The sequence below is a fragment of the Streptomyces sp. 5K101 genome, assembly GCF_046506645.1.
Taxonomy (GTDB): Bacteria; Actinomycetota; Actinomycetes; order Streptomycetales; family Streptomycetaceae; genus Streptomyces.
The window spans coordinates 69524-83870 of the sequence record NZ_JBKFFO010000008.1; the positions used below are offsets into that span (position 1 = coordinate 69524).

Sequence of the window (14347 nt, forward strand, 5' to 3'; positions counted from 1 at the left end):
GGCCCGCCGGTCGCGGGCCGCATGGGCGACGGCCTGCCCGACGGCGCAGCCGTAGCCGGGGCGGGCGCGCGGGACGGGCGGGGCGGCAAGGGGACGGCGGGCGGGGGCCGGGGTCCCAGGGGGACGACGGGGCGGCACGGGGGCTGGACCCCGTGGATCTACCTCGCTCCCGCGCTCGCCGTCCTCGGCGCCCTGCTCGTCTACCCGATCTACCAGCTCGGCCTCATCTCCTTCCTCGAGTACACCCAGGCCCAGGTCAGCGGCGGCGAGCCGACCACCTTCCAGGGCCTCGGCAACTACCGCACGCTCCTCGCCGACCCCCAGTTCTGGCAGGTGCTCCTCGCGACCGTCCTCTTCGCCGCCGCCTGCGTCGTCGCCACCCTCGCCGTCGGCTGCGCGCTCGCGGTCCTGCTCACCCGCGTACGGGCACTGCCGCGGCTGGCCCTGATGCTGGCCGCGCTCGGCGCCTGGGCCACCCCGGCGATCACCGGCTCCACCGTCTGGGTCTTTCTCTTCGACCCCGACCACGGCCCGGTCAACCGCGTTCTCGAACTGGGCGACTTCTCCTGGACGTACGGCCGCTGGAGCGCCTTCTCGCTCGTCCTCTTCGAGGTCGTCTGGTGCTCGTTCCCGTTCGTGATGGTGACGGTCTACGCGGGCATCAAGGCGATTCCCGCCGAGGTGCTGGAGGCGGCCGCGCTGGACGGCGCTTCCCAGTGGCGCATCTGGCGTTCCGTCACGGCCCCGATGCTGCGACCGATCCTCGTCGTCGTGACCATCCAGTCGATCATCTGGGACTTCAAGGTCTTCACGCAGATCTACGTAATGACGAACGGCGGCGGCATCGCCGGACAGAATCTCGTGCTCAACGTGTACGCCTATCAAAAGGCGTTCGCGTCCTCCCAGTACAGCCTGGGATCGGCGATCGGCGTGGTCATGCTGCTCATTCTGCTCGCGGTCACCCTCGTGTACCTGGGACTGCTGCGACGCCAGGGAGAAGAGACATGAGCCTCGGTACGAGCGCGTGGCGGGCCCGGCGTCCCGGACGGCTCGCCGCCGAGGCGACGGCGCTGGTCGTCGCGCTGATCGTCGCCTTCCCGCTGTACTGGATGGTCCTCTCCGCCTTCAAACCGGCCGGTGAGATCCAGTCCACGCAGCCGCGTCCCTGGACGCTCGCCCCCTCGCTGGACTCCTTCCGCCGGGTCTTCGAACAGCAGGAATTCGGCCGTTATTTCCTCAACAGTCTGATCGTCGCGGGAACGGTCGTCGTCGCGTCCGCACTGATCGCGTTCCTCGCCGCCACGGCCGTCACCCGGTTCCGATTCCGGTTCCGTACGACCCTGCTCATCATGTTCCTCGTCGCACAGATGGTGCCGATCGAGGCCCTGACGATTCCGCTGTTCTTCCTGATGCGCGACGCCGGCCAGCTGAACACTCTCGGTTCGCTGATCCTGCCGCACATCGCCTTCTCGCTGCCGTTCGCGATCTGGATGCTGCGCGGATTCGTCAAGGCCGTCCCGGAGGCACTGGAGGAAGCCGCGTACATCGACGGCGCGAGCCGTACGCGGTTCCTGTGGCAGATCCTCTTCCCGCTGGTTTTCCCCGGCCTGGTGGCGACGAGCGTGTTCTCGTTCATCTCCACGTGGAACGACTTCCTCTTCGCCAAGTCGTTCATCATCAGCGACACGTCGCAGTCGACGCTGCCGATGGCGCTGCTGGTCTTCTTCAAACCGGACGAGAACGACTGGGGCGGGATCATGGCCGCCTCCACCGTGATGACCGTGCCGGTGCTCGTCTTCTTCGTACTCGTACAGCGACGCCTGGTCTCCGGCCTGGGCGGCGCGGTGAAGGACTGACGCGATGCCTCCCACGAACCTGGTCCCCGCTCCGCTCGTCGCCGAGTGCCGGGCCGACGGCCCCGGTCACCTCTCGCTGGACGAGCGGACCACCGTCGACGCCCGGCCGGGCACCGAAGGCGTCGCCCGCGGGCTGCGCACGGCGCTCGGGCCGGCCACCGGACTGCCGCTGGCCGACGGCTCGGGCCCGCACAGCATCCTGCTGCGCGTGAGCGCCGAGGTGGAGCGGGCGTACGGCCCGGAGGGTTACCGCCTCTCCACCGACCGCTCCGCCGAGGACGTCGCCGTTCTCGTCGAGGGCGGCAGCGCGGCCGGGGTGTTCTGGGGGGTCCAGACGCTACGGCAGCTGCTCGGGCCGGACGCGCACCGCAGGGCGCCCGTCGCGCACGGCCGGGACTGGACGCTGCCCCTGGTCACGGTCGAGGACGGCCCCCGCTTCTCCTGGCGCGGCATGATGCTGGACGTCTCGCGGCACTTCCTGCCCAAGGACGACATCCTGCGCCAACTCGACCTGCTCGCCGCCCACAAGCTCAACGTCTTCCACTTCCACCTCACCGACGACCAGGGCTGGCGCATCGAGATCGAGCGGTATCCGAAGCTCGCCGAGGTCGGCGCCTGGCGTACGCGGACGAAATGGGGGCACCGGGCGTCCGGCCTCTGGGACGAGAAACCGCACGGCGGCCACTACACGCACGACGACATCCGCGAGATCGTCGCCTACGCCGCCGAGCGGCACATCACCGTCGTCCCCGAGATCGACATCCCCGGGCACTCGCAGGCGGCCATCGCCGCCTATCCGGAGCTCGGCAACACCGACGTCGTCGACACCGCCTCCCTGACGGTGTGGGACAACTGGGGCATCAGCCCCAATGTCCTCGCCCCCGGCGACACCACTCTGCGCTTCTACGAGGGCGTCCTGGAGGAGGTCCTCGGCCTCTTCCCCTCCGTCTTCGTCCACATCGGCGGCGACGAGTGCCCCAAGGACCAGTGGAAGGCCTCACCGGCCGCCCAGGCGCGCATCAAGGAGCTCGGGCTCGCGGACGAGGACGAGCTCCAGTCCTGGTTCGTCCGGCACTTCGAACGCTGGCTCGCCGACCGCGGCCGCCGCCTCATCGGCTGGGACGAGATCCTCGAAGGGGGCCTGGCGCCGGGTGCCGCGGTCTCCTCGTGGCGTGGCTACCAGGGGGGCATCGCCGCCGCCGAGGCCGGTCACGACGTCGTCATGTGCCCCCAGCAGCAGGTGTATCTGGACCACCGGCAGGCCGCCGGCGACGACGAGCCGATGCCCATCGGCTACGTGCGGACCCTGGAGGACGTCTACCGGTTCGAGCCCCTGCCGCCCTCGCTCTCCCCCGAGGCCGCCGCCCATGTGCTCGGCACCCAGGCCAACGTCTGGACCGAGGTCATGCAGGACCGCTCCCGCGTCGACTACCAGGTCTTCCCGCGTCTCGCCGCCTTCGCCGAGGTCGCCTGGTCCGCCCTGCCCGCCCCCGCCGAACGGGACTTCGCCGATTTCGAACGACGCATGGAGACCCACTACGCCCGCCTCGACGCGCTCGGCGTCGACTACCGTCCGCCCGGCGGCCCGCGGCCCTGGCAGCGCCGCCCAGGGATCCTCGGACGCCCGATCGAGGGCGCGCCCCCGAACGTGTGAGCCGCGCCCCGGCTTCCGCCCGGACCGCGCACGTCGTCGCAGGACGACGGGGAGTGAATCCGGACTATCGCGTACGGAACCGGACTTACGGGTCGGACGGGCCCTTCGCGGACCCTCGCGCAGGTCGGCTCGGAAGATGTGCCAGAGTTGCCACCTCCGGCCTGTGAGCACGTACGGTACGGCACACAGGCGGGACAGCCGGGACACCGGGAAGGGGCAGCTGGGTGACCACGCACGCACCGCAGACAGCGCAGTCGGTGACGCTGCCGGGCTCGCTCGACGAGGCCGTGGCGGCGCTCACCGCCATGCCTGCCGCCGTGCCCGTCGCCGGGGGCACGGACCTCATGGTCGCCGTCAACAGGGGGCAGCTCCGGCCCGCGGGGCTCGTCGGCCTCGGCCGCATCAGCGAGATCCGCGGCTGGCACTATCAGGACGGGCACGCGCTGCTCGGCGCCGGACTCACCCACGCCCGGATGGGACGGCCCGACTTCGCGGCCCTCATCCCCGCCCTCGCGGCCTCCGCGCGCGCGGCCGGCCCGCCGCAGATCCGCAACGCGGGCACGCTCGGCGGCAACATCGTCAGCGCCGCGCCCACCGGCGACACCCTGCCCGTGCTGGCCGCCCTGGAGGCGGACCTGGTCGTCGCGGGCCCTGAGGGCGCGCGCCGCGAGATCCCGGTCTCCCACCTGCTGGCAGGCCGGGAGATGCTCGGCCCCGCCGAACTCATCGGTTTCGTACGGGTGCCGCTCCTGCACGCCCCGCAGGTGTTCCTCAAGGCCACCGGCCGCACCGGCCCCGGCCGCGCCACCGCATCCGTCGCTGTCGTGCTCGACCCGGCGCGGCGCGGGGTGCGCTGCGCGGTGGGCGCGATCGCGCCGATGCCCCTGCGCCCGCTGGAGGCCGAGCGCTGGATCGCGTCGCTGATCGACTGGGACGGGGAGCGGGGGCTCGCGGCCGAGGCGCTCGCGGCCTTCGGCGAGTACGTGGCGGCCGCGTGCATCCCGGACCCGGTCCCGGCGGCACCGGGCGAGGAGCAGCAGGTGCTGTCGCCCGCCGTACTGCATGTGCGGCGCACGGTCGCCGCGCTGGCCCGACGGGCACTGGGGAGGGCGCTGTCGTGAGCAACGAGGACCACCAGCAGGGGCGTTTCCCCGAGCGGTCCGGCCACCGGGACCACCAGGGTGGTCCGGACGGCGGCCAGGGGCACCTGGACCTGCCGGACGCCTTCGTGCAGCACGGCCCGCACGAGTACCCGCAGAGCGGGGACCAGGGGTACGCCGCGGGCACGCAGGACTATCCGGGCTACCAGGACCACGGGCAGGACTTCCCGTACGAGTACGGCGGCTGGCAGCCGACGGCCCCCGACTACGACAGCGAGGCGACGGGCTTCTTCCAGCTGCCGACCGAGGATTCGCCGGCTGCCGCGCCCCTGGAGGCGCCGGGCCACGGCTACGTGCCGCCCATGATCATGCCGTTGAAGCCGCTCGCGCCGGAGGCGGGTACCGACCCGGCGGCGACCGGAGGTTGGGCGCAGCAGTCCCAGTCTCCGCAGCAGCAGGACGCCGGTACGCAGGCGGAGCCGTCGGCGCCCGAGCCCGTTCCGTGGCCGGAGCCGGGTGCCCAGCAGCACGGCGACCCGCAGGCGACCGGTGAGTGGACGTTCCCCGAGGAGCCCGCCCCGGCACCGGCGCAGGGCGCCGCCGGTCACGAGATGACCGGGCAGTGGTCGATCCCGATCGCGGAGGGTGATCTTCCGGACGAGTCGGGCGAGTTCCTGCGTTCCGCGCCGCCGGCGGCCGAGACGCCCTGGGCCGCCGCGGAGCCCCCGGCCATGCTTCCGGGCGGTGCGCCGGCCCCGTGGGCGACGCTGCCCGGCGGCGCGCCCGCGCCGTGGGCGGACCAGGTGCCCCAGGAGCAGACGCCTCAGCAGGAGCAGGTGGAACACGAGCCGGAGGTGCGGGAGTCGTCGCCCGGCGAGGCCGCGCCCGAGGTCGTGTCCGAGCTCGCGTCCGGGCCCGAGGAGGCGGAGCGGCCGCAGCTCGTCGCGGAGCCCGCGAGTCCGGCGACCGCTCGGGTGCCGGAGCCGCGCGAGGACCAGCCGGACCAGCCGGAGCAGGCCGCACCGCAGCCGTCCGGGGACGCACCCTCCGGGGAACCGCCCACCGCGGAACCACCCGCAGGGGAGTCCACCGGGGACTCCGACGAAGCGTCCGCCGGTGAACCGCACTCCGGCGCATCGCCGGCAGAGGAGGCGACCGGCACCGGCACCGAGACCCTCCCCGCCGCCGACGAACACCCGCCCACCTCGTACGTCCTGCGGGTCAACGGCACGGACCGTCCGGTCACCGAGGCCTGGATAGGCGAGTCGCTCCTCTATGTCCTGCGGGAGCGCCTCGGTCTCGCAGGCGCCAAGGACGGCTGCTCCCAGGGCGAGTGCGGTGCCTGCAACGTCCAGGTGGACGGCAGGCTCGTCGCCTCCTGCCTCGTCCCCGCGGCGACGGCCGCCGGCTCGGAGGTCCGCACGGTCGAAGGACTCGCCCGTGGCGGCGAGCCCTCCGACGTGCAGCGGGCGCTCGCCAACTGCGGCGCCGTCCAGTGCGGGTACTGCATTCCCGGCATGGCCATGACCGTGCACGACCTCCTGGAGGGCAACCACGCCCCCACCGAGCTGGAGACCCGCCAGGCCCTGTGCGGCAACCTGTGCCGCTGCTCGGGCTACCAAGGCGTGCTCCAGGCCGTACGCGAGGTCGTCGCCGAACGCGCCGCGAGCGCGGCAGCGGCGGCCGAGGAGGCGCCACCGGAGCCGCACGAGGAAGCGCACGAGGAAGTCCGCATCCCGCACCAGGCGCCCCCGGGCGCAGGTAGGGTGCAGGCCCACCCGCACGACGGAGGCATGGCGTGAGCAACGACGCGGCCACCACGGCGAATCCGCAGGCCGTCGAGGCCCCCCGGCCACAGGCGCCGGCCCACGGCCTCGGCTCCTCCCTCCCCGCGGCGGACTCGCGCGCCAAGACGGAGGGCACGTTCCCGTACGCCTCCGACCTGTGGGCCGAGGGCCTGCTGTGGGGGGCGCTGCTGCGCTCACCGCACCCGCACGCCCGCATCGTGTCCATCGACACGTCGGCCGCCCGTGACATGCCCGGCGTACACGCGGTGATCACCCACGAGGACATCCCGGGCGACGCGTCGTACGGCAGGCGGATCGCCGACCGGCCGGTCTTCGCCTCCGAGACGGTCCGCCACCACGGCGAGGCGATCGCCGCGGTGGCCGCCGACCATCCGGACACCGCGCGGCTCGCCGCGGCCGCGATCGCCGTCGAGTACGAACTCCTCGACCCGGTGACCGACCCGGAGAAGGCGTTCGCCGCCGAACCGCTGCACCCCGACGGCAATCTGATCCGGCACATCCCGCTGCGCTACGGCGACCCGGACGTGACCGGCGAGGTGATCGTCGAGGGCCTGTACCGCATCGGCCGCCAGGACCCGGCGCCGATCGGCGCGGAAGCGGGCCTGGCCGTGCCGCGGCCCGACGGCGGCGTCGAGCTGTACACGGCCTCGACCGACCCGCACGCCGACCGCGCACTCGCCGCCGCCTGCTTCGGCCTGGAGCAGGAACGGGTCAAGATCGTCGTCACCGGCGTACCCGGCGCGACGGGCGACCGCGAGGACCCCGGTTTCCAGCTCGCGCTCGGCCTGCTGGCCCTGCGGACCGGCTGCCCGGTCAAGCTCACCGCCACCCGCGAGGAGTCCTTCCTCGGCCACGCCCACCGCCACCCGACGCTGCTGCGCTACCGTCACCATGCCGACGCCGAGGGCCACTTGGTGAAGATCGAGGCGCAACTGCTGCTCGACGCGGGCGCTTACGCCGACGCGTCCGCCGAATCACTGGCCGCCGCAGTCGCGTTCGCCTGCGGGCCCTACGTCGTCCCGCACGCCTTCATCGAGGGCTGGGCGGTGCGCACCAACAACCCGTCGTCGGGCCACGTGCGCGGCGAGGGGGCGATGCAGGTCTGCGCGGCGTACGAGGCGCAGATGGACAAACTCGCGGCCAAACTGGGCCTGGACCAGACCGAGATCCGCCTGCGCAACGTGCTGGCCACCGGCGACCTCCTGCCCACCGGCCAGACGGTCACCTGCCCGGCGCCGGTCGCCGAACTGCTCCAGGCCGTACGGGACCACCCGCTGCCCTCCCTCCCCAAGGACACCCCCGAGGACGACTGGCTCCTCCCGGGCGGCCCGGAGGGCGCCGGCGAACCGGGCGCGGTACGCCGCGGCGTGGGCTACGCGCTCGGCATGGTGCACATGCTCGGCGCCGAGGGCACGGACGAGGTCTCCACGGCGACGGTCAAGGTCCACGACGGCATCGCGACGGTCATCTGCGCGGCGGTCGAGACCGGTTCGGGGTTCTCGACGCTGGCGCGCCAGATCGTGCAGGAGACGCTGGGCATCGAAGAGGTCCACGTGGCGGCGGTCGACACCGACCAGCCCCCGGCGGGCCCGGCGGTGCACGGCCGCCACACCTGGGTCTCCGGCGGCGCGGTCGAACGCGCGGCCAAGATGGTCCGCACCCAGCTCCTCCAGCCGCTGGCGCACAAGTTCGGCATGTCCACGGAGCTGCTCCAGATCACCGACGGCAAGATCACGTCGTACGACGGGGTGCTCTCGACGACGGTCACGGAGGCGATGGACGGCAAGGAACTGTGGGCGACGGCCCAGTGCCGCCCCCACCCCACCGAGCCGCTGGACGAGTCGGGCCAGGGCGACGCGTTCGTGGGGCTGGCGTTCTGCGCGATCCGCGCGGTGGTCGACGTCGACATCGAACTCGGCTCGATCCGTGTGGTCGAGATGGCGGTGGCCCAGGACGTGGGCCGCGTCCTGAACCCGGCCCAGCTGGCGACCCGCATCGAGGCGGGCGTCACCCAGGGCATCGGCGCGGCCCTCACGGAGAACCTCCGCACGGCCCGCGGCCTGATCCGCCACCCGGACCTGACGGGCTACGCACTCCCGACGTCACTGGACGCCCCGGACATTCGCATCGTGAAGCTGGTCGAGGAACGGGACGTGGTGGCCCCCTTCGGCGCGAAGGCGGCGAGCGCGGTCCCGGTGGTCACGTCCCCGGCGGCAGTGGCCTCAGCGGTCCGCGCGGCGACGGGCCGCCCGGTCAACAGACTCCCGATCCGGCCACAGTCGGCGGTGGCGGCGCCCAACTCGTAACGGCCGACGAGTAGCACCGCCCCTCATCGACTGACCGAACGAAAAGGTGAGCACCTCTCGCCTCCGACGCCCGGTCCTACGACCAAGGGACCATGTGGGTCCCGTCGAACGACAGGGTCCACGGGCCGTCATGCCCCTTACCCTGAGCTCATGACCGCCCCCGAACCGCGTGGCACCGATGTCACGCAGCCGCCCGCCGACGCAGCCGACAGCGCCGTGGAACCGGGCGGCGGGGGTGTTCTCGGCCCGTCCTACCGTGCGCTCAGCATCGGCATCGTCTCCGTCGTCTTCCTGATCGCCTTCGAGGCGACCGCCGTCGGCACGGCGATGCCCGTGGCCGCCCGCGAGCTGCGCGGTATCCCGCTGTACGCCTTCGCCTTCTCCGCGTACTTCACCACCAGCCTCTTCGGCATGGTCGTCGCCGGGCAGTGGGCCGACCGCAGGGGGCCGTTGGGCGCGCTCGCCGGCGGGATGAGCGCCTGGGCCGCCGGGCTGCTGCTGTCGGGGACGGCCGGCGCGATGTGGGTGTTCGTCGTGGGGCGTGCCGTCCAGGGGCTGGGCGGCGGGCTCGTCATCGTCGCCCTGTACGTGGTCGTCAGCCGCGCCTACCCGGAGAGGCTCCAGCCGGCGATCATGGCGGCCTTCGCGGCAAGTTGGGTGGTCCCGTCCGTGGTCGGCCCGCTCGCCTCCGGCACCGTCACCGAACAACTCGGCTGGCGCTGGGTCTTCCTCGGCATCCCCGCGCTCGTCGCCGTACCGCTCGCCCTCGCGCTGCCCGCGATCCGGCAGCGCGCATCGGGCCCGGCGGACCCCGGCGCGCCCCTGCCGCCGTTCGACCGGCGCAGGATCAGGCTGGCCCTCGGGATCTCGCTCGGCGCGGGCCTGCTCCAGTACGCGGGCCAGGACCTGCGCCCGCTGTCGGCGCTGCCCGCGGCGGCCGGCGCTGTGCTGCTCGTGCCGTGCGTGCTCGGCATCCTGCCCAAGGGGACGTACCGGGCGGCCCGCGGACTGCCGTCCGTCGTCCTGCTGCGCGGCATCGCCGCGGGGTCGTTCATCGCCGCCGAGTCCTTCGTGCCGCTGATGCTCGTCACCCAGCGCGGGCTGTCCCCGACCCTGGCGGGCCTGTCGCTCGCGGTCGGCGGAGCCACGTGGGCACTCGGTTCGTACGTGCAGTCCCGGCCGCGTACCGAGCCCTACCGCGAACCCCTGGTCGTGTTCGGCATGCTGCTGGTCGCCGCGGCGATCGCGACCGCGCCGAGCGTGCTGATCGACGCCGTACCGGTGTGGATCGTGGGCGTGGCGTGGGGCTTCGGCTGCTTCGGCATGGGGCTCGTGATCGGCTCGACGAGCGTGCTGCTGTTCAAGCTCTCCGCCCCCGAGGAGGCGGGCTCGAACTCGGCCGCGCTGCAGATCTCGGACGCGCTGTCGAACATCCTGCTGCTGGCCGCGGGCGGCGCGGCGTTCGCCGCCCTCGGCGGCGGCACGGTGGGCGCCCACGCGGCCACGGCCGCGTCCGTCTCGCAGCCGACCGCCTTCGCCGCGGTGTTCCTGCCCATGGCGGGGGTGGCGCTGGTGGGGGCGTGGGTCGCGACGCGGTTGCGGGTGTCGCATCGTTAGCACCGTGTCGTACCTCTCCGGACTCGGCCCTCGCCCGTCGGCAGTCGAGCGTGTTCGGCCAGGACGCCTCCCCGGACGTCTGGCCGTTCTTGTGCCAGGGGCTGGTGGATATGCCCAGGACTGCTGGGCAATTGCCCCGGTTTGCGCAATGACTCCGGTGTGAGGCACCTCCCAACTCCCCACGGCTGGGCACGTTCGCCCGGACGACCGCCGGGCCACCGGTAGGGTGGCCCGGTTGTCGTACCAGAGCCCCCGTCCCGTGAACCGGAGACCGTGACTACTACCGCCTCCCACCACCTCTCACCCGCCTTCCCCGGCCGTGCCCCCTGGGGTACGGCCAGCAAGCTGCGTGCCTGGCAGCAGGGGGCCATGGAGAAGTACATCCAGGAGCAGCCGCGCGACTTCCTCGCCGTCGCCACGCCCGGCGCCGGCAAGACGACCTTCGCGCTGACCCTCGCCTCCTGGCTGCTGCACCACCACGTCGTGCAGCAGGTGACGGTCGTCGCGCCGACCGAGCACCTGAAGAAGCAGTGGGCGGCCGCGGCCGCGCGGATCGGGATCAAGCTGGACCCGGAGTACAGCGCCGGGCCGCTGAGCAGGGAGTACCACGGGGTCGCCGTCACCTACGCCGGCGTCGGCGTACGGCCCATGCTGCACCGCAACCGCTGCGAGCAGCGCAAGACCCTGGTCATCCTCGACGAGATCCACCACGCCGGTGACTCCAAGTCCTGGGGCGAGGCGTGCCTGGAGGCGTTCGAGCCGGCCACCCGGCGGCTCGCGCTCACCGGCACGCCGTTCCGCTCGGACACCAATCCCATTCCCTTCGTGACGTACGAGGAAGGGAACGACGGGATCCGGCGCTCCGCCGCCGACTACACCTACGGCTACGGCAACGCCCTCGGCGACGGCGTCGTCCGGCCCGTGATCTTCCTCAGCTACAGCGGCAACATGCGCTGGCGCACCAAGGCCGGCGACGAGGTCGCCGCCCGGCTCGGCGAGCCGATGACCAAGGACGCCATCTCCCAGGCGTGGCGCACCGCGCTCGACCCGCGCGGCGACTGGATGCCCAACGTGCTCCGCGCCGCCGACCAGCGGCTGACCGAGGTCAGGAAGGGCATCCCGGACGCCGGCGGCCTCGTCATCGCCTCCGACCAGGACTCGGCCCGCGCGTACGCCAAGCTGATCCGCGAGATCACCGGCACCAAGGCCACCGTCGTGCTCTCCGACGAGGCCGCGGCCTCCCGGCGCATCGAGGAGTTCAGCGACAACCAGGACCGCTGGATGGTCGCCGTCCGCATGGTGTCAGAGGGCGTCGACGTGCCGCGCCTGGCCGTCGGCGTGTACGCGACGACCATCTCGACGCCCCTGTTCTTCGCGCAGGCGGTGGGCCGTTTCGTACGGTCCAGGCGGCGCGGCGAGACCGCCTCCGTGTTCCTGCCGACGATTCCGAACCTCCTCGGTTTCGCCTCCGAGATGGAGGTCGAGCGCGACCACGTGCTCGACCGGCCGAAGAAGGAGGGCGAGGAGGACCCGTACGCCGAGTCCGAGAAGGAGATGGCGGAGGCCGAGCGCCAGCAGGACGAGGACACCGGCGGACAGGACATGCTGCCCTTCGAGGCGCTGGAGTCCGACGCCGTGTTCGACCGGGTGCTGTACGACGGTGCCGAGTTCGGCATGCAGGCCCACCCGGGCAGCGAGGAGGAGCAGGACTACCTCGGCATCCCCGGCCTGCTCGAACCCGACCAGGTGCAGCTGCTCCTGCAGAAGCGGCAGGCACGGCAGATCGCGCACAGCCGCAGGAAGCCCGACGAGGAGGCCGACCTGCTGGAACTGCCGGCCGAGCGGCGTCCGGTGGTCTCCCACAAGGAGCTGCTGGAGCTGCGCAAGCAGCTGAACACCATGGTCGGCGCATATGTGCACCAGAGCGGCAAACCGCACGGTGTCATCCACACGGAGCTGCGCCGGGTGTGCGGCGGCCCGCCGAGCGCGGAGGCCACCGCCGGGCAGATCCGTGAGCGGATCAAGAAGGTCCAGGAGTGGGCGACGCGGATGCGGTGACCACCGCGTGGGGATGTGACCCCCTGCCGGGCGCCGGGGACCTGGCCCCCCGTCCGCCTGCTGCGGATGCGGCGACGCCGCCTGCCCGCCGGCGACGCGGTGACCCCGCTCGCCGCGGTCGTGGCGGCCTCCGCTCGCCGCGATGCCGTGCGCCGCCCCCCCGCCCTTCCCGGCGTCCCTTATGGGGACCAAAAGCACGTCGTCCGTGGAAGATCGCCCGGATTCTGGACGAGCCCTTCCGCTGAGCGGTGCCGGTCGCTACTGTCCCCGCCATGCAAACGCCCCGTGGCAGCGCCGCCGCGGAGCGCAGTCGGTGTGCCATGGCCTGCCGGCGGCCTCTGGGTGCGTCGCCGATGGGACCGGTGTCGCGACATCTCCACGAGAACCGCCGTCACTCACTCCGAAAGAGAGGGCGTCGTGACCGCGGAAACCTCCCAGACGCTCGACAGGGGACTCCGTGTCCTCAAGCTGCTCGCCGATACCGACCACGGGCTGACCGTCACCGAGTTGTCCAACAAACTCGGCGTCAACCGCACCGTCGTCTACCGGCTGCTCGCCACCCTCGAGCAGCACGCCCTGGTCCGCCGTGACCTCGGCGGCCGGGCCAGGGTCGGCCTCGGCGTGATCCGGCTCGGCCGGCAGGTGCACCCGCTGGTGCGCGAGGCGGCGATGCCCGCGCTGCGTGCGCTCGCCGAGGACATAGGGGCGACCGCCCACCTGACCCTGGTCGACGGCGCCGAGGCGCTCGCGGTCGCCGTCGTCGAACCGACCTGGACCGACTACCACGTCGCCTACCGGGCGGGCTTCCGGCATCCGCTGGACCGCGGGGCAGCCGGCAAGGCCATCCTCGCCGCGCGCCAGAACGGCCAGGCGGAGCCCGGCTACACCCTCACGCACGGCGAACTGGAGGCGGGGGCGAGCGGCGCGGCCGCGGCGCTCGTGGGCGTGACCGGGATCGAGGGCAGCGTCGGTGTGGTGATGCTGGCGGACGCCGTTCCGGAGCGGGTGGGTCCGCGCGTGCTGGACGCGGCGCGCGAGGTCGCGGACGCCCTGCGCTGACGGACGGTCCCCGCGGCGTCCCGCCCGGCGAGGGGCGGTGCCACGGGCAGATAGATTGGCACCGTGTTCTCCAGTCTCACGCGCCCCCGCGCCCTCGCCCTCTGCGCCCTGCCGGTCGTCGCGCTGCTCGCTGTGGCCGGGCTCACGCCGCTGCCGTACGTCGTCGCGCAGCCCGGGATGACCGCGGACGTGCTCGGCAAGGACCAGGGACGGCAGATCATCACGATCTCCGGCGTTCCGACGCGGGAGACCGAGGGCGCCCTGCGCATGACGACGATCGTGGCGAGCGGCCCGTCCGCCGAGGTCGGTCTCGGCGACGTCGTCGACGGGTGGTTCCGTACGGACCGCGCGGTGCTGCCCCGCGACGCCGTCTACCCGGCGGGCAAGTCCGAGCGGGAGATCGAGCGACACAACGTCCGCGACATGGAGCAGTCGCAGGACGTCGCCACCCGCGCGGCCCTCGGCTACCTCGGCGAGGACCCCGCGAAGGTGAAGGTCTCGCTGCACCTGGCCGACGTCGGCGGGCCCAGCGCCGGTCTGCTGTTCTCCCTGGGCATCGTCGCCAAGCTCGACGGCGACGGCACGGGCGGCGACCTGACCGGCGGCCGGAACATCGCCGGTACGGGCACGATCACGGCCGACGGCAAGGTCGGACCGGTCGGGGGAGTGGCCCTGAAGACCCAGGCGGCCGAGCGGGACGGCGCGACCGTGTTCCTGGTCCCGAAGGACGAGTGCGCGGACGCCCAGGCGGAACTGCCCTCCGGGATGCAGCTGATCCCCGTCACCACGCTCAAGGGCGCGGTGGACTCCCTGCGGGCGCTGGAGCGGGGCGGGAAGGTCCCGAGCTGCTGACGCCCGCGGCGTCACCCGTAGTCCCGGCCCCGTCCAT

Annotated in this window: 10 protein-coding genes; all 10 read left to right on the plus strand. The window is 72.9% G+C overall.

The features are described 5' to 3' along the window. Positions 1–21 precede the first annotated feature (21 nt). The 10 genes from ACLB9X_RS17220 (at position 22) to ACLB9X_RS17265 (ending at position 14310) form a co-directional block, all read left to right on the plus strand. Entirely contained in the window at positions 22–1008 is a 987-nt protein-coding gene (locus ACLB9X_RS17220) for a carbohydrate ABC transporter permease (protein WP_410361462.1), read from the plus strand. After that, positions 1005–1856: a carbohydrate ABC transporter permease gene (locus ACLB9X_RS17225; RefSeq protein WP_410361249.1), complete on the plus strand. Its 852-nt coding sequence runs from the start codon at positions 1005–1007 to the stop codon at positions 1854–1856. The genes ACLB9X_RS17220 and ACLB9X_RS17225 overlap by 4 nt, the downstream gene beginning before the upstream one ends. Before the next feature lie 4 nt (positions 1857–1860). Next, positions 1861–3510, plus strand: coding sequence for a beta-N-acetylhexosaminidase (locus ACLB9X_RS17230; protein ID WP_410361250.1), 1650 nt, complete (start codon positions 1861–1863; stop codon positions 3508–3510). A 224-nt stretch (positions 3511–3734) separates the two neighbouring features. Then, positions 3735–4631, plus strand: coding sequence for an FAD binding domain-containing protein (locus ACLB9X_RS17235; RefSeq protein WP_410361251.1), 897 nt, complete (start codon positions 3735–3737; stop codon positions 4629–4631). Next, positions 4628–6412: a 2Fe-2S iron-sulfur cluster-binding protein gene (locus ACLB9X_RS17240; protein WP_410361252.1), complete on the plus strand. Its 1785-nt coding sequence runs from the start codon at positions 4628–4630 to the stop codon at positions 6410–6412. The genes ACLB9X_RS17235 and ACLB9X_RS17240 overlap by 4 nt, the downstream gene beginning before the upstream one ends. Next, entirely contained in the window at positions 6409–8724 is a 2316-nt protein-coding gene (locus tag ACLB9X_RS17245) for a xanthine dehydrogenase family protein molybdopterin-binding subunit (RefSeq protein WP_410361253.1), read from the plus strand. The genes ACLB9X_RS17240 and ACLB9X_RS17245 overlap by 4 nt, the downstream gene beginning before the upstream one ends. A 150-nt stretch (positions 8725–8874) precedes the next feature. Beyond that, on the plus strand, positions 8875–10341 hold the full coding sequence (locus tag ACLB9X_RS17250) for an MFS transporter (RefSeq protein WP_410361254.1): 1467 nt from the start codon (positions 8875–8877) through the stop codon (positions 10339–10341). A 273-nt stretch (positions 10342–10614) separates the two neighbouring features. After that, positions 10615–12399 (plus strand): DEAD/DEAH box helicase, encoded by a 1785-nt coding sequence (locus ACLB9X_RS17255; protein ID WP_410361255.1) that lies wholly within the window; start codon positions 10615–10617, stop codon positions 12397–12399. A 417-nt stretch (positions 12400–12816) separates the two neighbouring features. After that, a complete protein-coding gene (locus ACLB9X_RS17260) occupies positions 12817–13458 on the plus strand; it encodes an IclR family transcriptional regulator (protein WP_410361256.1) in 642 nt (213 codons plus the stop codon). Between the two features lie 63 nt (positions 13459–13521). After that, complete coding sequence (locus ACLB9X_RS17265; protein ID WP_410361257.1) at positions 13522–14310, plus strand: S16 family serine protease; 789 nt, start codon at positions 13522–13524, stop codon at positions 14308–14310. The last annotated feature ends 37 nt before the right edge of the window (positions 14311–14347 follow it).